Source organism: Sphingobium sp. SG1 (assembly GCF_057063145.1).
Window position 1 is genome coordinate 475217 of the sequence record NZ_JBVVOJ010000002.1, and the last position, 20693, is coordinate 495909.

The 20693-nt window shown below is 64.4% G+C and carries 13 protein-coding genes; 10 read left to right on the forward strand and 3 right to left on the reverse strand.

Features of this window, described 5'->3' with window-relative positions; translation table 11 throughout:
* Nucleotide 1: 1 nt before the first annotated feature.
* The gene (locus AC0KVN_RS07625; protein ID WP_435566573.1) at nt 2-1252 is read right to left on the reverse strand and encodes an NAD(P)/FAD-dependent oxidoreductase; all 1251 of its coding nucleotides are present in this window, start codon (nt 1250-1252) and stop codon (nt 2-4) included.
* Nucleotides 1253-1321: 69 nt separating this feature from the next.
* Between AC0KVN_RS07625 and AC0KVN_RS07630 the strand changes: the two genes are divergently transcribed.
* The 4 genes from AC0KVN_RS07630 to AC0KVN_RS07645 all read left to right on the forward strand — a co-directional run bounded on the left by AC0KVN_RS07630 (nt 1322) and on the right by AC0KVN_RS07645 (nt 5470).
* Nucleotides 1322-2236, forward strand: coding sequence for a dihydrodipicolinate synthase family protein (locus AC0KVN_RS07630; protein ID WP_026109450.1), 915 nt, complete (start codon nt 1322-1324; stop codon nt 2234-2236).
* Entirely contained in the window at nt 2236-3243 is a 1008-nt protein-coding gene (locus AC0KVN_RS07635) for a 4-hydroxyproline epimerase (protein ID WP_435566574.1), read from the forward strand. The genes AC0KVN_RS07630 and AC0KVN_RS07635 overlap by 1 nt, the downstream gene beginning before the upstream one ends.
* A gap of 85 nt (nt 3244-3328) precedes the next feature.
* Nucleotides 3329-3979 (forward strand): GntR family transcriptional regulator, encoded by a 651-nt coding sequence (locus tag AC0KVN_RS07640; RefSeq protein WP_048936520.1) that lies wholly within the window; start codon nt 3329-3331, stop codon nt 3977-3979.
* A 51-nt stretch (nt 3980-4030) separates the two neighbouring features.
* Nucleotides 4031-5470 carry an amino acid permease gene (locus AC0KVN_RS07645; protein WP_483656041.1) on the forward strand — a complete coding sequence of 480 codons (1440 nt, stop codon included), beginning with the start codon at nt 4031-4033 and terminating at the stop codon, nt 5468-5470.
* Between the two features lie 52 nt (nt 5471-5522).
* Here AC0KVN_RS07645 and AC0KVN_RS07650 read toward each other — a convergent pair whose 3' ends face one another.
* Together AC0KVN_RS07650 and AC0KVN_RS07655 are read right to left on the reverse strand one after the other, a co-directional pair.
* Nucleotides 5523-7388 (reverse strand): gamma-glutamyltransferase, encoded by a 1866-nt coding sequence (locus AC0KVN_RS07650; RefSeq protein ID WP_435566576.1) that lies wholly within the window; start codon nt 7386-7388, stop codon nt 5523-5525.
* A gap of 80 nt (nt 7389-7468) precedes the next feature.
* Entirely contained in the window at nt 7469-10528 is a 3060-nt protein-coding gene (locus AC0KVN_RS07655) for a TonB-dependent receptor domain-containing protein (protein ID WP_435566632.1), read from the reverse strand.
* Nucleotides 10529-11057: 529 nt separating this feature from the next.
* Here AC0KVN_RS07655 and AC0KVN_RS07660 point away from each other — a divergent pair.
* The 6 genes from AC0KVN_RS07660 to AC0KVN_RS07685 all read left to right on the forward strand — a co-directional run bounded on the left by AC0KVN_RS07660 (nt 11058) and on the right by AC0KVN_RS07685 (nt 20544).
* Complete coding sequence (locus AC0KVN_RS07660) at nt 11058-12947, forward strand: gamma-glutamyltransferase family protein (protein WP_435566577.1); 1890 nt, start codon at nt 11058-11060, stop codon at nt 12945-12947.
* A 13-nt stretch (nt 12948-12960) separates the two neighbouring features.
* A complete protein-coding gene (locus tag AC0KVN_RS07665) occupies nt 12961-15927 on the forward strand; it encodes an amidohydrolase family protein (RefSeq protein WP_435566578.1) in 2967 nt (988 codons plus the stop codon).
* A gap of 74 nt (nt 15928-16001) precedes the next feature.
* The gene (locus AC0KVN_RS07670; RefSeq protein WP_004212504.1) at nt 16002-16583 is read left to right on the forward strand and encodes an ANTAR domain-containing response regulator; all 582 of its coding nucleotides are present in this window, start codon (nt 16002-16004) and stop codon (nt 16581-16583) included.
* Entirely contained in the window at nt 16580-17794 is a 1215-nt protein-coding gene (locus tag AC0KVN_RS07675; protein WP_037518132.1) for an ABC transporter substrate-binding protein, read from the forward strand. Before AC0KVN_RS07670 ends, AC0KVN_RS07675 begins: the two co-directional genes overlap by 4 nt.
* 219 nt (nt 17795-18013) lie before the next feature.
* Nucleotides 18014-19258 carry a nitrate/nitrite transporter gene (locus AC0KVN_RS07680; RefSeq protein ID WP_010339140.1) on the forward strand — a complete coding sequence of 415 codons (1245 nt, stop codon included), beginning with the start codon at nt 18014-18016 and terminating at the stop codon, nt 19256-19258.
* An 80-nt stretch (nt 19259-19338) separates the two neighbouring features.
* Nucleotides 19339-20544 (forward strand): hypothetical protein, encoded by a 1206-nt coding sequence (locus AC0KVN_RS07685; protein ID WP_435566580.1) that lies wholly within the window; start codon nt 19339-19341, stop codon nt 20542-20544.
* Nucleotides 20545-20693: the final 149 nt, after the last annotated feature.

Sequence of the window (20693 nt, forward strand, 5' to 3'; positions counted from 1 at the left end):
TCTATCCTTCAAAGCGGCGAAGCGAAAAGGGCGTGGCGTCGACCGGCGGCGGTGCGCCGGTGGCCAGCGCGGCGATGATTTCCCCGGTCAGTGGTCCCAATGTCAGCCCCAGATGCTGGTGGCCGAACGCATAGAGCAGGTTATCCGCGCGGTCACTCCGGCCGATCGCCGGCAGATAATCGGGCAGGGTCGGGCGGGCGCCGATCCAGGGCCTGGCATCGGCCTCGATCGGCAGGCCCAGCACCGCGGCGTGGGCGCGCAACCGTTGCCATTTGCGCGGGTCCGGGGGGGATGAGAGGCTGGAAAATTCGACGAAGCTGGCCGCGCGCAGCCCACTTTCGAACCGGGTGACGATCATCGATCGATCCTCGAACACCACCGGCGGCATGTCCATCGGCCAGCCTTCGGGCGGGCCTAGCGTGTGCAGATGATAGCCCCGTTCGGCGATGATCGGCACCTTGTGGCCCAGCGGGCGCAGCAGCGCGTCCGATGCGGCGCCGGTCGCGACGATGATATGGTCGGCGTCCAGCGTCTGGCCGTCGGCCAGCTGCACCTGCGCCTGTCCATCACGGGTGGGAAGTGCGCTAACCTCCGCCTGCTCGATCCGCCCGCCTGCCGCCAGCAGCGCCTCTCTCAGATCCTGCGCCAGCCGGGTCGGGTCGGCGATGCGGCCGCTGCCCTCACAGCGAATCGCGCCGATGATCGGATGGGGGAACAGGGCTTCGAGCAGGGCCATCTCGCGCGCCGTCGCATCGCGGAAACGCGCCGTGCCGCAATCGGCGGCCATCCAAGCGCGGCGCCCGGCCAATGCGCTGGTCTCGCTTTCCCAGACGATGAAATGCCCATCCTCGATCAGGCGGCTCGGCCCGGCGCATAGCGCGTCGATCCGCTGCCAGGCCGGCATCGCCTGACCCAGCAGCGCCTTTAACGCCGCGCGTCCTGCCGCAAAGCGCGACGGGCGCGCGGCATTCAACAGGCGCAGTGAAAAGGGCAGCCAGCGACCGATGTCGCGCCAGGGCAGGCCGAGCGCGCCGCCGCGCCAGAACAGCCGTCGGGGGAAGCTCTTCAATGTTGCCATCGACGCGAGCGGGTCGATCTGCTCCACCGCGACATGGCCCGCATTGCCCCAGGATGCGCCGCGCAGCGGGCTTTCCCGTTCGATCAGCAGCGTTGAAATTCCCTTTTCCTGCAATCGGATAGCGCAGGATGTGCCGACGATGCCGCCGCCGATGATGATTGCGTGTTGGGTCAATTGACTTCTTTTCACTTGGCGTTGACGATTAGATACCGTATACGATCCTCAGTTTCAACGGAGGCTTATGTGAATTCCTCAAAATTGACGTGGCGTGGTGTCTACCCTGCCGCCACCACCCAGTTCACCCCCGATCTGGACGTTGATATCCCCGCAACCCAGGCTGTCCTGGATGCGCTGGTGAAGGATGGCGTCGACGGCCTCATCATCGCCGGCACCTGCGGGGAGAACAACTCGCTGGAAGCCGAAGAAAAGCGCGCTGTCGTCAAGGCGGCGGTCGAGGTCGTGGATGGCCGCGTGCCGATCCTGGTCGGCGTGTCCGAATTCACCACTCGCCGCGCGGTAACCTTCGCGCAGGACGCCGAAAAGCTGGGCGTCGATGGGCTGATGGTGCTGCCTGCCATGGTCTATGTGCCGACCGTGGGCGAACTTTGCACCCATTTCGAGACGGTGGCCAAGGCGACGTCGCTGCCGATCATGCTCTATAACAACCCGCCGGCCTATCGGGTGAATATCGGCATCGACGCGCTCACCCGCCTCGCCGACACGCCCAACATCGTCGCGGTCAAGGAAAGCGCGCCCGATCCGCGTCGGTTCACCGACCTCATCAACGCCTTCGGCGACCGCTATATCCTGATGGCGGGCCTGGACGATGTCGCGTTCGAGGGCTTGTTGCTGGGCGCGCATGGCTGGATTTCCGGTCTCACCAGCGCCTTCCCGCGCGAATCCGTGGCGCTGGTCGCGGCGATCAACCGGGGCGATCTGGAAGAAGCCCTGCGCATCTATCGCTGGTTCATGCCGTTGCTGCACCTCGATGCCGATCATGATCTGGTCCAGTCGATCAAGCTCGCCGAAAGCATCATGGGACGCGGCACCGAGCATGTCCGCCTGCCGCGCATGCCGCTGGAAGGCCAGCGCCGCGCTGACGTCATCCGCTGGGTCGAGCAGTGCGCCGCCACCCAGCCCAGCCTGACGGCGGCCTGATGTCCGCGGTGCGCCACACCTTCTTCTGCATAGATGGCCATACGGCGGGCAATCCCGTCCGTCTGGTCGCGGGCGGCGCGCCGCTGCTCAAGGGAAAGTCCATTGCGGAACGCCGCCTGGACTTTCTCGACCGCTTCGACTGGATCCGCACCAGTCTCTGCTTCGAACCGCGCGGCCATGACATGATGTCGGGCGGCTTCCTCTACCCGCCGACGCGCGACGATACCGACATCGGTATTCTCTTCATCGAAACCAGCGGCTGTCTGCCGATGTGCGGTCATGGCACGATCGGCATGGTGACGTTCGGCCTGGAAAATGGCCTGATCCAGCCGGCGACGCCGGGCAGGCTGCGGGTGGAAGTGCCAGCCGGCGTCATCGACATCGATTACACAACCGACGGCAAGCGCGTGACATCGGTCAAGATCCGCAACGTCCCCGCCTATCTGGCGGCGGAGGGGATCGCAATCGACGTGCCGGGCTTCGGGCCGCTCAGCGTCGATGTCTCCTATGGTGGCAATTACTACGCGATCGTCGAACCGCAGGGCGCCTATACCGGCCTCGACGACCTTGGCGCATCGCGCATCGTGGAGTTGAGCCGCACGATCCGCGAACTGGTGCGCGAGAAGTACCAGCCCGTCCACCCGCTGGAACCCAGCATCAAGGGGGTCAGCCATGTCCTGTGGGCCGACAAGCCCAAGGGCGAGGGCGCCGATGGCCGCAACGCCGTCTTCTACGGCGAACGCGCCATCGACCGCAGCCCGTGCGGCACCGGCACATCGGCGCGACTGGCGCATCTGGCGGCGAAGGGGCAGCTCAAGGTCGGCGACCGCTTCGTCCATGAAAGCTATATTTGCAGCCGTTTCATCGGCCGGGTCGAGGCCGAGACGATGATCGGCGACCAGAAGGCGATCATCCCCTCGATCGAAGGATCGGCGATCGCCACCGGCTTCAACACCATCTGGGTCGATCGCGAAGACCCGTTCTGGGCCGGCTTCACGGTCGTATGAAACTGAAGGTGCAGAGCGGGCGGACGGGATCGTCCATCATATACGAAGTTGTATTCCGCCGTCCGCTCTGTGCTATGTTCGCCGCATGAGCCTAGTCATCCGAAACCTGTCCGACCAGCTGGTCGATCTTGTCCGTGAGCGCATATTGTCCGGCCGGGTGCCGCCCGACGGGCCGATCCGCCAGGACGCGCTGGCGGCCGAACTGGGGATCAGCAAGATTCCGCTGCGCGAGGCACTGGCTCGACTGGAGCAGGAAGGGCTGCTCAAGTCGCAGGCCAATCGCGGTTTCTTCGTGCGCAGCCTCAATCGGGTGGAGGCGGACGAGGTCTATGCGCTGCGTCTGAAGCTGGAGCCCGACGTAATGGCGTTGGCCGCCGAACGGGCGGACGAGGCGGAGCATCAGGCGGCGATCAACACGCTGGCCACCCTCTATCAGGTCACCGACGAAGGCGGTGACGGGGTCGGGGCGTTCAACCGCGCCTTCCACATGGCGCTGCTGCGTCCCAGCAGCCAGCCGCTGTCGGTCAATATTCTCGAACGGCTCCATATCCTGTCGGAACGCTATGTCCGCAAGCATCTGGAGCCGCTTGGCCGCGACGAACGCGCCAATGACGAACACCGTGAGATGCTCGACGCCTGGCTCGCGCGCGACGGCCAACTGATCCGCGAACTCACGGTCGCACATATCCGCAAAACCATGGACGATCTCATGGTTCAGCTCGACGCCGACGACTGAGCCATAACCGAGCAACCGGAACGTCCATAAGAACAGGGAAGGAAATTTCGGTTGAGCACTGGATTTTGGGGACCGATCAAGCCGATCGGCGCCAGTCATCACGCGCAGCATCAGCAATTGCGCAAGACATTGTCCTGGCCGCATCTGATCGCGCTGGGGGTCGGGGCGATTGTTGGCACCGGTATCTATACGCTGACCGGCGTGGGCGCCGACCGGGCGGGGCCGGCGGTGATCCTGGCCTTCGCCATTGCAGGGGCCGTGTGCGCCTGCGCGGCGCTGGCCTATGCCGAACTGGCCACGCTGATCCCGACCGCAGGCAGCGCCTATACCTACACCTATTCGGTGCTGGGGGAGACGCTGGCCTGGGTTGTGGGGTGGAGCCTGATCCTGGAATATTCGCTGGCGTGCAGCACGGTGGCGGTCGGCTGGTCGGGCTATCTGGTCGGCTGGATCCAGCAGGCGGGGATCAGTTTGCCGCCGATGCTGCTCGCCGGGCCACATGGCGGTGGCATCGTCAACCTGCCCGCCGTGCTTGTGGCACTGGCGATCGCCGGCATGCTGATCGCGGGCACGCGGGAAAGCGCGACGCTCAACATCGTCCTGGTGGTCATCAAGCTGACCGCGCTGGCCGCCTTCGTCGCGCTGGCGCTGCCCGCCTTCCAGTCCGACCATCTCCAGCCCTTCATGCCTTATGGCTTCGTCAGCCATGTGGAAGGTGGCATGACGCGCGGCGTGATGGCGGCGGCGGCGATCGTCTTCTTCGCCTTCTACGGTTTCGATGCGGTGGCGACCTCGGCAGAGGAAGCGCGCAATCCTGGCCGTGACCTCACCATCGGCATCGTCGGATCGATGGCGGTCTGCACCCTCATCTATATGGCGGTCGCGGCGATCGGCGCGCTCGACTATCGGGCGCTGGCCGGTTCGTCCGAACCACTGGCGCTGGTGCTGCGCACGCTGGAGCATCCGGTTGCCGCTTGGCTGGTGGCAGGCGCCGCGCTGGTCGCGCTGCCCTCCGTCATCCTGGTCATGATGTATGGCCAGAGCCGCATCTTCTTCGTCATGGCGCGCGACGGGCTGCTGCCGCGATCGCTCAGCAAGGTGTCGGAAAAGACCGGCTCGCCTGCCCGCATCACCGCGATCACCGGCGTCTTCGTCGCGGCCGTCGCCGGCTTCTTCCGCCTCGACGAGATTGCCGAACTGGCCAATGCCGGCACGCTGATCGCCTTCATCGCGGTCGCCGGCTGCATGATGGCGCTGCGCCGCAAGGCGCCGGAGATGAAGCGCGTGTTTCGCTGCCCGCAGCCCTATCTGGTCGGCACGCTGGCGATTATCGGCTGCATCTATCTGCTGATCAGCCTGCCGGAAAAGACGCTGCTGCGTTTCGGCCTGTGGAACCTGGCTGGCCTGGCCCTCTATTTCGCCTATAGCCGGGGCCGCAGCCTGCTACGCACGACCGGTTATGCGGCTAGCGAGGAAGGCTTGCCGGAATAGTGCAGCCTTGACCCGAGCCGGTCAGCCGCGTCGCCGCGACTGGCCGGCTTGTTCAATAGCCCACGGCATAGCCCATGCGGCGGGGGTCGGCACCCGCCATGCGGGCGCCCGACGCATCGGCCAATATACCCTGCATGCTGCCGATCGCATAGGGACCGACCAGCTCGACCTTGTGCCCCATCGCGGTCAGCCGCTGGATCGTGGCGTCCGAGAAGCGCCGTTCCGCCTGCACGGTGATCGCCGCGCCGGGCCTGTAGAAATTGGGATCGGCGTCGAGCGCGAAGCGCGGCGCCTCGATTGCGGCCTGGATCGGCAGGCCGCGATCGACGACATTGACCAGGAACTGGAACTGGGTCTGGCCGATCGTCTCGCCGCCAGGCGATCCGAAGACCAGTTTCAGCCGGCCCTTGTCGAGGACGATGGTCGGGCCATTGCCGAGCAGGGCGATCTTGCCCGGTGCGACCTTGTTGGGATGGCCGGCATAGGGGGCGGACGACCCCAGGCGCAGGCCGTTGTTGAACAATATGCCGGTATTGCCCATCACCAGGAAGGTGCCGAAGCCGCCGCCGACGGTGGTCGTGACCGCGATGGCATTGCCGTCGGCATCGACCGCCGACAGGCTGGTGGTGTCGCCGCCGCGTGTGTGATCGTCACCCTGATGCGCGAAATCCTGCCTTGCCCGCTCCAGCGCGACCTTGTCGAAGGCGGCGGCATTGCCGCCCTGCGGATAGAGGCCCGCGCGGGCCGCATCGATCAGCTTGCGTCGCTCGGCGGCGAAGCGCTTGGACAGCAGCCCCTCGACCGGCGTCTGCGCGAATTTGGGATCTGCGGCATATTTATAGACATCGGCCTTCGCGACCTTGATCGCCTCGATCAGATAATGGGTGAAGAGGGGATCGTCGGCGGGCAGCGCGGCGAGGTCGAACCCCTCGACCAGATTGAGCTGTTCGCACAATTCGAGTCCCGTGCGCGAGGTCAGCGGGCTGCAATAGACATCCAGCCCGCGATAATTGGTCGTCACCGGATCGTCCCAGCGCGGCTGATAGGCCTTGAGGTCATCGAGCCGCAGCCAGCCGCCGGTCTGTGTCGAGAAGCGGGCAAATTCCTGCGCGATCGGGCCGGTATAGAAATAGTCATGCGCCGCCTGCAAGGCACGATCCCGATCGGCGCCGCCCTTGAGCGCCTGGCTCTCCGCATCGGCAAGGGCCTGAAAGCTGCGGGCCAGATCGGGATTGCGGAAGATGGAGCGCGGGGCGGGCGGCTGGCCACCGGGCAGGAAGATCGCCGCGCTGGTCGGATAGAGCGCCAGCGTCTTCTGCGCCCGCGTGATGAACATGGCGATGGAGGCGTCGAGCGGATGGCCGTCGCGGGCATAGCCGATCGCCGGTTCAAGCAGGGTCGAAAGCGGCAATTTGCCGAACCGGCGGGCCAGCGCGATCCAGCCGCCAAAGGCGCCGGGAACGGTCAATGCCTTGGGGCCATGGTCCAGCGCCTTGGGATCGCCATCGGGATCGAGCAGGCGCGGCGCGCCGCCGGTGAAGGCCAGTGACTGGACCTTGCCGGTCTTGCGATCGAGGCTGGTGGCAAAGCCGTTGCCGCCCGCGCTGGATGCCCAGGGTTCGACCACGTTCATGACCGCCATCGCCGCGACCACGGCATCGGCGGCGGTGCCGCCCTGCATCAGCATGCGGGTGCCGGCCATGGCCGCCAGCGGATGGCCGGCGGTCACGCCGCCATGTGGCATGGGCACTTCGACCCGGTGCGCGGCGACGCTGGCGCTGCCGGTGCGAGGCGCATCGGGCGCGCGTGCGCCCGATTGGGCCAAAGCGCGGCCGGGCAGGGTGGTGAGCGCCATGCCGGCAAGGCCGGCGGCCAGCATTTCGCGGCGATCCAGGAAGGATGGGGGCGTATCGGACATGGCGGAGCGACCTTGCAGGGGAAAGGAAAAGGAGAAAATGGGCACGGCAGCATCGCGCCGTGCCCATGTCTTGCAAGCCTTTAGAAGACCTTCTTCAGGCTGGTGTACCAGTAGCGCGCCTGCGGCTGGTAGAGGTTCGACAGATAGCCGCCCGATGCCAGTGGCGGATCCTTGTCGAAGATGTTGCGCGCGCCGATCTGAACGGTGGTGCCGTTCAACGGTCCATCATTCTTGAATGTATATTGGCCATAGAGATTGACCGTCGTCTGGCCCTTCACCGTCCAGGGATTGGCGGACGCATCGCGCACGCCATTTTCATAGACGCTGTCGATATATTGGGTGAAGGCACCGATCTTCCACGGGCCGAGCGACCAGTCGAAGGTTGCCGAAAGCCGCCAGCGCGGCTGGCCATCGCGGCCGATCACGTCGCCGCCGCCCTGGATTGGCACGCCGGCATTGATCTCGCCAGCGGCCTGTCCCGCGATCACCTGCTGCACGCCCGCCGGGGCGTCGACATAATAGCTGATCAGGCGCGAGGCATTCACGTTGAGCGAGAAGGTACCGACCGAGGTCGTGGGCAGGAAATAGTCCAGATTGAAGTCGATACCCTGAACGGTGACCGGCAGCAGATTTTGGAAATTGGCGACGACGTAGAGCAGTTCGCCCACCGGCGCGAGCCCGGTGCCGGCGACGCGGGCGATATCGTCCGCCGTGGGATCGCGGCGGATGACGTTGGGGTTGCTGCTGCCCTGGGTGCGCAGCAGATAGTCGAGGTTGAGCGCATTCTGATAGTCGAGCAGGCCCACGACATTCTTCTGCTGGATCTTCCAGCGGTCGACGGTGAAGGTGACCTTGCCCAGGCCATCGCCCAGTTTCGGCGACAGCACGGCGCCGAAGCTCCAACTGGTCGATTCCTCGGGCTTCAGGTTCGGGTTGCCGCCGCTGCGACGCAGCACCGACACGTTGCAGACCGCGCTGGAGAAGTTCGTCGCGCGCCCGGATCGGACATCGGCGTCGCACAGCACATAGTCGAAGCCGCCATTGACGCGATCGAGCGTGGAGGTGTTGATGACCTCCAGGTTCGGCGCACGGAAGCCCTGCGACCAGGAGCCGCGCAGCATCATGCCCTCCAGCAATTCCCACGATCCCGCGACCTTGGGCTTCGCCACCGAACCGACGTCGCTATAATCCTCGTAACGGCCGGCGACCTGGAAGTTCAGGCGACGGAACATGGGGATTTCCATTTCCGGGCTGAAGATCGGGATGGCGAGTTCGGCATAGGCGGACTTCACATTGCGCTTGCCGCGCACGTCCGGGCTGGGGCTGGCACCGCCAAGGTCGGAGCCATAGAAAACGCCGGTGACGGCGTCGGTATAGGTGGTATCGACCCCGGCAATGCCGCCCTGATAGGTGGAGCGATTGTCATGATAGGTCTCGCGCCGCCATTCGATGCCGGCCGCGACACCGATGCTGTTGTCGGCCCACAGGCCCAGCAGATTGGCGTTCGACACCTTGAAGTCCCACAGGGCCAGCGAGGTGCGGGTCTTGCGGGTCGCCTCGATCATGAAGCTGTCGATCGTGGACTGGCTGTTGGGTGTGCAGTCGCCGATCGAGGGCGTGTCGACGCAGCCGCCGTTGAACGGGTTGTAGGCGTCGGGCGTGGTCTTGTTGATCGCCTGTTGCAGCAGCGTGTTGGAGAAATTCTCCTGCGTGTCCTTGGCCGTGGCCCAGGTGTAGAGGCCGGCCGATTCCCAGTCGAAATCGCCGATACTGCCGCGCAGGCCGCCCAGGAAACGATATTGGTAATTGGTCACGTCGACCTTGCGCGATCCCACATCGACATAGCTGAGCGACGTGATCTGCACCGGCAGGCCCTCGGCCGGCACCACCGAAAGGTCGAGGCCGGGCAGGCGGTTGGGCGATCCGACCGGGCCGAGCGGGTTCCAATAGGCATTGGCCGCCACCGTGATCGGGATGTTGGCGAGCGAGCCGGGTGCGCCGATCGTCGAACTGGTCTTGCCGCGATAGAAGCCGACCTCGCCGAAGAAGGAGAGGGCGTCCGACAGTTCATAGTTGATGTAGGAGAAGATGTTGATTCGCTTGACCGAAGGCTGGGCGGTCAGGTCGTCGAAGGTCGCCGGCGAATTGAAGCGCAGGTTGGAATCCGCGCCCGACATTTCCGTCGCGCCATTGCCGTCATCATAGCAGGTGTCAGGTGTGCCCGACGCGATGCGGCAACCGGCATTGGCGCTGGGCTGGATGTGGAACTGGCCGGAACTGTTGGTGAAGGCAGTGCCGTTGCTGGTGAGCGTCTGGTTGAGGAAATTGGCGCCGCCGCCGGGACGGACGACGCGGAAGGTGCCCCAGGGCGTGCTGGTGCTGGTGCCGTTCCAGGCCGCGACATTGGCGAAGGGGGTGCCGGCGACATAGCCGCGCCGGTCGACGCTGGCGGTATAATCCTGGTCGCTGAGATAGAGTTTCGATTTCTGGGCATAGCCGCCGAAGATCGAGATATTGCCGCGGCCTTCGTTGAAGTCGAAGCCGACCAGGCCATTGGCGGCAAATTCGCGCAGATTGGTGCCTTCCGCGCCGCCATATTGGACGTCGAACTTGGCGCCCTTGTAGTCGGACTGGAGCACATTGTTGACGACGCCGGCGACCGCATCCGAACCATAAAGGGCGGCTGCGCCGTCGCGCAGCACTTCGACGCGCTCGATATTGCCGACGGGAATGGTGTTGGCATTGTAGCCGAAGGTCGGGACGCCGGAATCGACGACGCCGGTGATCGCCTGCGATGTCGGGTGCAGCACGGTGCGACGGCCGTTGATCAGCAGCAGCGTATTGCCCTGGCCCAGACCACGCAGCGAAACGGTCGATACGTCGCCGCGCGCGGCGTTGGCGTTGCCGCCGCCCAGCACCTGTTCGTTGAAGGTGACGCCGCCCAGTTGCGGGATGGAGCGATAGAGGTCGGCACCCGAAACGGCGGCCACTGCCTCGATCTGCTCTTCGCCGACCAGGCTGACCGGCAGCGCGCCGGCGGTATTGGCGCCCTTGATCTGGGAACCGATGACGACGATTTCCGCAGCGGGCGGTTCATCGGCCTGCGGGGCGGCTTCTGTGCTGGACTGGGCCTGGGCCATGCCGGCCGTCAACGCCCAGAGACTGGCACTGGTTAGGGCGGTGGTTAAGGCGAAAAGCGTCTTTCCTCTTTCTCTCGTCATTATTGTTCCCCTGTGATGAAGCCTGAAGCTTCGCGCCGTTAGGCAAAGGTGCCTTTCCGGTTCAGAGATTGGGGAGGTCGGCAAATGTCGGCGCCGCACGACGCGTGCAGCGACCTATGTTTATTGATGACCGTTCAGATAGTGCATTTGCAGGCCCTCCCGAAAAACTGGAGTTCCGGCATCATCCCTTGCGTGGGAAATCGTTGCTGCTGTCGCCCTCACGACGGCAAGGCTTTTTCCGGGCACAACACCCACCATTGTGCGCGTTCATTGCGCTAGAACTGATGGGCGTGAAATTTCCACCATATGTTTCGAAATATTTTTGAAATAAAATCGGATTTACCGGCATATAGCGGAAAAATCGGGTTGGCTCGTTGTTGCGCGTATCGGCCGGCAAACGCCTTCCCTCGGGTGATGCCGGACAGGCCGAAAACAGGGGATTCCATCGATGAGCGATAACGCAAAGCAGGGGGTGACCCGGCGGGAGTTCGCGGCGTCGGCCATGGCCGGTGCGGCCTTGGTCGCGAGTGCCGGGCCGGCCTCCGCCCAGGCGGGCAATGCGCCGGCAAAGCTCGGCAAGGCGGCGATTGAGCCAACCAGATTGGTTAGCGCCGGCGAAACGCTGCGGCCGGAAATCGTCGGTCAGTTCGGCATCGTCGCGGCAGGGCGTCATTATGCCGTGGCGGCGGGGACGCGCATCCTGCTGGCCGGCGGCAATGCGACCGACGCGGGCGTGGCGGCGGTCTTTGCCGCGGCCGTGACCGAGATTTCGCATTTCGGCTTTGGCGGTGAAGCGCCGACCATCATCTATGACGGCAAGACGAAGAAGGTGTCGCTGATCAGCGGCCAGGGCGTCGCGCCGGGGCTGGCCACGCCCGACAAGTTCGCCGATGCCGGCGTCATTCCGGGCAATGGCCCCAATGGCGGCACCGTGCCGGCGATGGTCGATGCGATGGCGCTCGCGCTCCAGCTCAACGGCACGATGGGCCTGCATGACGTGATGCAGCCCGCGATCGAGCTGGCCGACGGCTTCGTCATGTATAATTTCCTGGCCGAAGTGTTCGTCAGCCAGCAGAAGGCGACGTCCAAATATAAGGACGCCTACGACGCCTATTATCCCGGTGGCCAATTGCCCAGGACCGGGGAAATTTTCCGCCAGCCCAACCTCGCCCGCACGATGCGGATCATTGCCGACGCCGATGCCGCCGCGTTCAAGAAGAGCGGCGATCGCAAGGCCGCGATCCAGGCCGGGCGCGATGCCTTCTACAAGGGCGACATCGCCCGCCGGATCGGCGCCGCGATGGAGCGGGACGGCGGCCTGATGCGCTATGAGGATCTCGCCAAATACAAGGGCAAGGTCGAGGCGCCGGCGATGACCAGCGTCTTTGGCTATCAGGTCTGCAAGGCGGGGTTCTGGAGCCAGGGGCCGGCCATGCTGATGGCGCTCAACATTGCCGAGGCGGCCGGGATCGCGACGATGGAGCCAGGCTCGGCGCCCTATCTCCACACCGTTGCCGAGGCTATCAAGCTCGCCTTCGACGATCGCAACATGTATTTTGGCGACCCCGATTTCGCGACGGTGCCGATGAAGGGGCTGTTGTCGAAGGACTATGCGGCGCAGCGGGCAAAGCAGATCGGTCCGCGCGCCTCGCTGGAGCATCGCTTCGGCAATCCCTGGGCGTTCGAGGGCAGGGCGCGAACCACGCCCCAATTCACGCCGCATATGCTGAAAGCCCCGCCCAAGCCGACCGCCGACACGACCGCGATCGAAGTGGTGGACAAGGACGGCAACCTCTTTTCCTGCACGCCCAGTTCCGGCTGGATGCTGGGTGGCGCCTATATTGCGGGCGATACCGGCGTGCCGATGAGCAACCGCCTGACCGTGTTCGATCTTGATCCGGAAAGCCCCAATGTCCTGGTGCCGGGCAAGCGGCCGCGCACCACTCTGTCGCCATCGATGGTGCTCAAGGACGGTCAGCCCTATCTGGCGATCGGGACGCCGGGCGGCGACAATCAGGATCAGCAGATCATGAATGTGCTGCTGCGGGTGCTGGCCTTTAACCAGCCGCTCCAGGCCGCGATCGAGGCGCCGCGGATCAATTCCAATCATTTCCATGGCTCCTTCGGCATCAAGAAGGATGAGCCGGGCGTGCTGGAAATCGAGGATCGCGTGCCAGAGGCGGTGCGCGACGATCTGACCGCGCGCGGTCACAAGCTGGACGTGTTGGGGCCGTTCGCGGTCTCGACCGGCATCGTCGCGACTGGCGTGGTGCCGGGCAGCGGCACGCTGCGCGGTGGCGCGGATGTGCGCCGCGAACGCTATATATTTGGTTGGTAAGGGGATCGATCCGATGAAATCTGCCTTCAAGCTTCTGTCGCTGGCCCTGTTGTCGGCGGGCGCCGTCCAGGCCTATGCCCAGCCCGCCAATCTGCCCCCGCCCGGTGGCGAGACCCCGATCGCCTTCGATGTGCATGAAGGCACGTCGATGTCCGTTTCGGCATCACCCGATGGCAAATGGCTCGCCATCGACCTGCAGGGCAGTCTGTGGATCATGCCGGCCAAGGGCGGCAAGGCGAAGCGCATCACCGATTATTTCTGGGATGCGCGCCAGCCGGTCTGGGCGCCGGATGGATCGCATCTGGCCTATTTCGCCTATCGCGATGGCGGCTATGACCTGTGGACGATCAGGCCCGACGGCACCGACGCGCAGAAGCTGACCAATGGCGCCTATGATGATCGGGAGCCCATCTTCTCGCCAGACGGCAAGAACATTGCCTTTTCATCCGATCGTTCGGGGACAAGCTATGACATCTGGACGATCGATCTGGCCAGCGGTCAACTGAAACAGGTTACCAAGGGCCCGCTTGAAGATCGCATGCCGACCTGGTCGCCCGATGGCACGAAGATCGCCTATTCCAGTCAGGAAAATGCGATGAAGGGGGCCCTGTTCGTCACCAGCCTGGCGGATGGCAAGGAAAGCCCGCTCAAGGCGATCGACGGCATGCGGCTCGATGCGCCATCCTACGGGCCGACTGGTCAACTGGCCTATATCGCGTCCGATCCCAAGGGCTCCTACCTCCAGATCGATGGCCAGACGGTCAGTGGTTCCGAAGTGGTCGCGCCATTTCGCGTGTCCTGGAGCAAGAATGGCTATCATTATGTCTCTGATGGCAAGATCCATCACCGGACCGGCGGCAAGCTGGCCATGGTGGATTTCGCGGCCACGCTGGAAGCGACCAAGCCCCGCTATACGCGCGCCAAGCGCGATTGGGATTCCACCGCGCCGCGCAAGGCATTGGGGATCATGCATCCCAGGATTTCGCCGGATGGCAGCAAAATTGCCTTCGTCGCGCTCGGCGATCTCTATCTTGTCTCGACCAAGGGGGGCGTGCCTGAAAATCTGACCAAGGACGCCGCGCTGGATGCTGACCCGGCCTGGTCGCCGGACGGCAAGAGCATTGCCTATTCCTCCGATCGCAACGGTGGGCTGCCCGAACTGTTCATCCGTGACCTTGCCGCCGGCAAGGATCGCCAGATCGTCAATATGGATACTCAGCCGCTCGGCGCGGCCTGGTCGCCCGACGGTACGAAGATCGCGTTCCTGGACATTGACGGCCAATGGGGTGTTGCGGGCGTGTGCATGGTGGATGTCGCCACCGGCCAGGTTACGCGTCTCCAGACCTCGCTGGGCCAGCCGGGCAGCCCAAGTTGGTCGGCCGACGGCAAATATGTCGTCATCAGCCTTTCGCACAAATTTTCCGGCAGCTTCCGCGAGGGGACCAACCAGGTCTACATGATCCCCACGGACGGCAAGAGCGAGCCGTTCTGGCAGATCCCCGAAGACAATATGTCGCTCGACACGCGCAGCGGCAGCGGGCCGGTCTGGTCACCCGATGGCACGAAGATGGCAGGCATCTACGAAGGCCTGCTGAAGATATGGCCGGTAGACAAGGATGGCAAACCGCTGGGTCCGCCGCGAGCACTGGCATCCGATACCGCCTTTTTCCCGACCTGGACCGGGGACAGCAAGACGATCCTCTTCCAATCCGATGACAGCATGAAGACCGTCAATCTGGAAACCGGGGTGGTGGCGCCGGTCCCGCTGACGCTGAACTACACGCTGGCCAAACCCACCGGGCGCACCATCATTCATGTCGGCAAGCTGGTCGATTCCGTGAAAGACGAAACCCAGTTGGACAAGGATATCGTGATCGACGGCAATCGTATCACTGAGATCCGCGCCCATGATCCGTCTCGGCGCGATGCATCGGCAAACTATGTCGATGCCCCCAACCTGACCGCCATCCCCGGCCTGATCGAATATCACGCCCATATCCAGAAGGATTTCGGGTCGAATCTGGAACGGGCCTGGCTGGCCTATGGCATCACCACGGTGCGCGACCCCGGCACCATGGTCTATGACGCGATCGAGGATCGAGAGGCGAGCGAAGCCGGCATCCGCCTCAGCCCGCGCTTCTATACGGCGAGCCCGCTGCTGGAATGGCAGCGTGTCTATTACAAGATGGGCGTCGCCGTCTCTGGCCCGGCCCATCTGGAGCGCGAACTGGCGCGGGCCAAGGCGCTGAAATATGATCTGCTCAAAAGCTATGTGCGGATGACCGATTTCGGCCAGCGTCGCATCGTCGAGGCGGCGCATGAAATGGGTGTGCCGGTTTCGGGGCATGAAATCTTCCCTGCCGCCTATACCGGCGTCGATGGCACCGAGCATCTGGGGGCGACCAGCCGGCGTGGCTATTCGCCAAAGCAGGGGCCGCTGGGTATTGCCTATGACGATGTCGTCCAGTTGTTCGGCCGCAGCGGTCGCACATTGACGCCGACCATGTTCGGGGCACTGTCAGGCTATCTCGCCAAGCATCCTGATTATATGAATGACCCGCGTATCAAGCTGTTCCCGATCTGGGCGCAAAAATCGATTACGGAACGCAGCCCGCTGGAAGGGATGATCCGGCCGATGTTCGGCGGCATGCAGGTCAGTCTCAAGAAGATGTATGATGCCGGTACGCATGTGGTCGCCGGCACGGACACGATGATTTCGACCAATCTCCATGCGGAGATTTCCTCCTATGTTGATGCCGGCCTGACGCCGTTCCAGGCGCTCCAGACGGCGACCGTCAATCCGGCCATGGCGCTGAACCTGGATGCGGGCACGCTGGAGGCCGGCAAGCTGGCCGACATCGTGCTGGTCGAGGGCGATCCGCGCGCCGATATCGCCAACACCTTCAAGGTGAAGAAGGTGATGATGAACGGCGTCATCCATGACGTGGACGACATCGTCGCCGGCGGCATGCGGAAATGATCCGGGGATTGCCGTTCGCTTTCGATTGACCTGAGCCGTCGGACTGCTGCTATGGGCGTATCCAAAGGGGCGCCATGCGAATTGTCATCATCGACGACAGCGGATTGAGAGCGACGGTCCTGGAAGAAGGGCTGCGTGAGGCGGGCTATGACGATATTCATATCGTCCCGCCCCGCGGCGCCTTCGTTGCCCGGCTGGAGCGGATGGCGCCCGATGTGGTGCTGATGGATCTTGGCAGCCCCAGTCGTGACACGCTGGAGGAGATGCTGACGGTGAGCCGCGCGCTTGCGCGGCCGATCGCGATGTTCGTCGATCAGTCCGATGATGCGATGATCGGCGCGGCGATCGATGCTGGCGTGTCGGCCTATGTCGTCGACGGCCTGCGCAAGGAGCGGGTGAAGCCGGTGCTGGAACTGGCGGTGCGGCGCTTCAATGCCTTCGCCCGCATGCAGTCGGAACTGGACGAGGCGCGCACGGCGCTCGCCGACCGCAAGATCATCGACCGGGCCAAATCGATCCTGATGAATCAGCGCAGCCTGTCCGAGCAGGATGCCTATGCGCTGCTGCGGTCGAGCGCGATGAACCAGGGCAAGAAGATCGTGGATGTGGCGCAGGCGTTGATTACCGCCAGCGACCTGCTGGGAGGGGGCATATGAGCGAATTGCTGCGGATAGCCTTTCTGCCGCTGACGGATGTGGCCGTACTGGCGGTTGCGCGCGAACGGGGTTTTGCCGAGGAAGAAGGGATCGCGCTCGATCTGGTGCGGACCACCAGCTGGGCGACGCTGCGCGACCGGCTGGTCTATGGCCAGGTGCAGGGCGCGCAGATGCTGGCGCCGCTGGCCGTGGCGGTCACGCTGGGCCTTAGCCAGCAGCCCGCCGCGCTGGCCGCGCCCTACAAGCTCAACGTCAACGGCAATATGCTGGTGATGGCACCGGACTTCGCCAAGGCACTGGAACCGGACATCGCCCGGCGGCTTGCCGACCCGCTGGGCACTGCCCATGATTTTGCCGCCGCGATCGGCCTGTGGCGGCGCAAGCCGGTGATCGGTGTCGTCCATCGCTTTTCCAGCCATGCGATCATGTTGCGCTATTGGCTGGCGAGCGCGGGCATCGATCCCGATAGGGATGTCGTGCTGCGCGTGCTGCCGCCCTCGCTGACGGTCGAGGCGATGCGGGCGGGTGAAATTGACGGCTTCATCGCCGGCGAACCCTGGGGCAGCGCGGCGGTCGAGGCCGGGCTCGCCGAAACCGTCGCGATCGGCGAACGCATCTGGCAGCGCGGGGTGGAAAAGGTTCTGGCCTTTCGTCAGGACTGGCTGGAGGCGAACCCGGAGACGGTCGATTGCCTGCTGCGCGCGCTGGCGCGAGCGGCCGCATGGTGCGACGATCCGGCGCATCATGAGGCGCTCGCCGATCTCCTGTCCGACCCGCGCTATGTCGATCAGCCGGCCGACCTGATCCTGCGCGCGCTATCGGGGCGGATCGTGGCGCGCCTCGGCGATGCGCCGATCGTCAATCCCGACTTCATGCTGTTCGCGCGCGAAGCCACCGCCTTCCCCTGGCGCAGCCAGGCGCTGTGGATCTATTCGCAGCTGGTCCGCTGGGGCATGGTTGTCCATGATGCGGAAAGTGCGGCGCGGGCCGCCGCCGTTTTTCGGCCCGACATCTTCCGTCGGGCGTTGGCCGATAGCGGCCTGCCGATGCCGGGGGCGAGCATGAAACTGGAAGGGGCGCTCACGACCCCGATGCCGGTCGGTGCCCATCGCGGCGACCTGACGCTTGGCCCGGATCGTTTTTTCGACGGGCGAATCTTCGACCCCGAACGGATCGAGGATTTCCTGAGGGATTCTGCGCCGCTCCGTTGAAATGAAGGGCGAATTTGTGCCTTGCAACATAATCCATTCTACGGGATAAGATAAAGGACCGCGCGACGAGGCGCGTCCAGACGAATGCGCCGTCCCAAGGGTGGGATCGCCATTCCATCCATTTTTCGCAGCAAAGCCGCTGACCGGACCACGCCATGAGTGCGCGCGTCCGGCCTGCGGCTTTTTTCGTTTCCAATTCCATTGGTTGGGGGACGCATCATGGCTACTGCTTATTGGGACCGCGAAGGGGAGGCCGCATCGGCCACCGCCACGACAAGCTTCTGGAAGGCCGGCCACGCGCCGACCCTGATTGCTGCCTTTCTCTATTTCGACCTGGCCTTCATGGTCTGGGTCTTGCTGGGGCCGCTGGCGCCGATGATCGCCAAGACGCTGGCGTTGACGCCCGCGGAAAAGGGGCTGATGGTGGCGACGCCAACGCTCGCTGGCGCGTTGCTCCGTGTCGTCAACGGCCTGCTGGTCGATCGCATCGGCCCGAAGCGGTCGGGCGCGATCAGCCAGATCATCGTCATCGCCGGCCTGTTCCTAGCCTGGCTGATGGGCGTCAACAGCTTCGGCGGCACATTGGTTCTGGGCGTGATCCTGGGCTTTGCCGGCGCCAGCTTCGCGATCGCGCTGCCGCTCGCCAGCCGCTGGTATCCGCCCGAGCATCAGGGCAAGGCGATGGGCCTTGCCGGCATGGGCAATTCGGGCACGGTGCTGGCCTCGCTGTTCGCGCCGATGCTGGCCAAGGCATTTGGCTGGAATGCGGTGCTGGGTCTTGCCTGCATCCCGCTGTCGATCGTCTTCGTCGCCTATATGATCATGGCCAAGGACGCGCCCAACGCGCCGCCGGCCAAGCGGCTAGTCGATTATTTCGAGCCGCTCAAGACGGCGGATGCCTGGTGGCTGATGGCCTTCTATGCCGTGACCTTCGGTGGCTTCGTCGGACTGGCGGCATCGCTGCCCATCTATTTCACCGACCAGTTCGGGCTGACCCCGATCATCGCGGGCTATTGCACCGCAGCCTGCGTCTTCGCCGGGTCGCTGGTACGGCCGATGGGCGGCGCGCTGGCGGATCGGATTGGCGGCGTGAAGGCGCTGATGATCGTCTATGTCGTCGCGGCGCTGGCGCTGGCCGGCGTGTCGCAGGCGACAACATTGGCCAGCGCGCTGGCCCTGTTCGTCCTGGCCATGCTGGCGCTGGGCACCGGCAACGGTTCGGTCTTCCAACTGGTGCCGCAGCGTTTCCAGGCGGAAATCGGCGTGATGACCGGCCTTGTCGGCATGGCCGGCGGCATTGGTGGCTTCTACCTCGCCAGTTCGCTCGGCCTTGCCAAGCAACTGACCGGCAGCTTCGCGCCCGGCTTCCTGATCTTCGCCGGTCTTGCCGTGCTGGCCCTGCTGGGCGTGGCGCTGGTCAAGGCGAAGTGGCGCGCCAACTGGACCAGCGGCGCCCGCATCTGAGTTGGAGAGGAGGGCGGCGGCCTCCTTTGAGGACTGCCGCCCCGAGCCACGCTCTTTCCGTCCGAGGGGGACGATCATCCATGAAATATCTTCTCGCAACGACGGCCGTGCTGGCCGTCGCCGGGCCCGCTTGCGCCCAGCAGATCGACCTGAAACCGGTCGCCGAGGCGCGACTGCGCTACGAACATGTCGACCAGGATGGCCTGGCGCAGCAGGCCGATGCGTTGACCTTCCGGGCCCGCGCCGGCCTGACGGCCAGCAGCGGCGCGCTGTCGGCGACATTGGTGGGGCAGGGGACATTGGCGGTCATCGACCGTTATTTCGACGGTTTCGACAATGCAGCGACCAAGCCGCTGGTGGCCGATCCGCAGAATGTCGCCCTCTATATCGCCCAGTTGCAATATCGGACCAAGTGGCTGACCCTGACCGGCGGACGGCAGAAGATCGTGCTGGATGATGAGCGCTTCGTCGGCAATGTCGCCTTCCGCGACAATGGCCAGACCTTCGATGCGGTGCGTGCCGAACTGACCCCGGCCCAGGGGCTGAAACTGGATGTTTCCTATGCGTGGAGCGTGCGGACCATCTGGGGCTTTCAGGGCAAGGGCGCGCGCCAGCAGGCGGTCAGCGGCGACAATATCCTCGCCAATCTTTCCTATGCCACGCCGCTGGGCACGCTCAGCGGCTTTGCCTATCTGGTCGATCAGGACGAGGCGGCGGTGCAGGCCTATCGCCTATCGAGCCAGACCTATGGCGTGCGTCTGGCGGGCAGCCAGCCGCTCTCAAGATCGGCCAAGATCGCCTATCAGCTCAGCTATGCCCGTCAGTCGGACTATCATCGGAATCCCAATGACTATGCCGCTGATTACTGGCTGGCGGATGCGACGCTCGACCTGCATGGCTGGAAGCTCAATGCTGGCTATGAGGTGCTGGGCGCCAGCCATGGCACGGCGCTCACCAGCTTCCAGACGCCGCTTGGCACCAATTTCAAGTTCCAGGGCTGGGCCGACAAGTTCCTGACCACGCCCGCCAACGGCATGCGCGACCTCTATGTTGGCACCGGCTATGGCTGGAAGCAGATAGGGCCGCTGTCGGGCGTCGCACTGGCCGCCACCTGGCACCGGTTCGAGAGCGACCGGCTCGACCAGCATTATGGCAATGAGTGGGATCTGATCGCATCTGCGAAGCTACGCAGGACGGCCCTGTCGGTGCGCTACGCCCATTATGATGCGCGAGCGATGGCGACCGATACCGACAAATTGTGGCTTCAGGCCGACTGGAGCATCTGATTGAAAAGCCATGAGAGGAATCGCTTGAGCGTTCGGGCGATTCCCCATATGCTGCACTGCAAGGGACAAGGATGTCCCGCTTCACATCGCTGCGACGGTTCAGGGTAGGATCGGCAAGGCACTAGATGATGGCAAAGCCGCCATCCAGA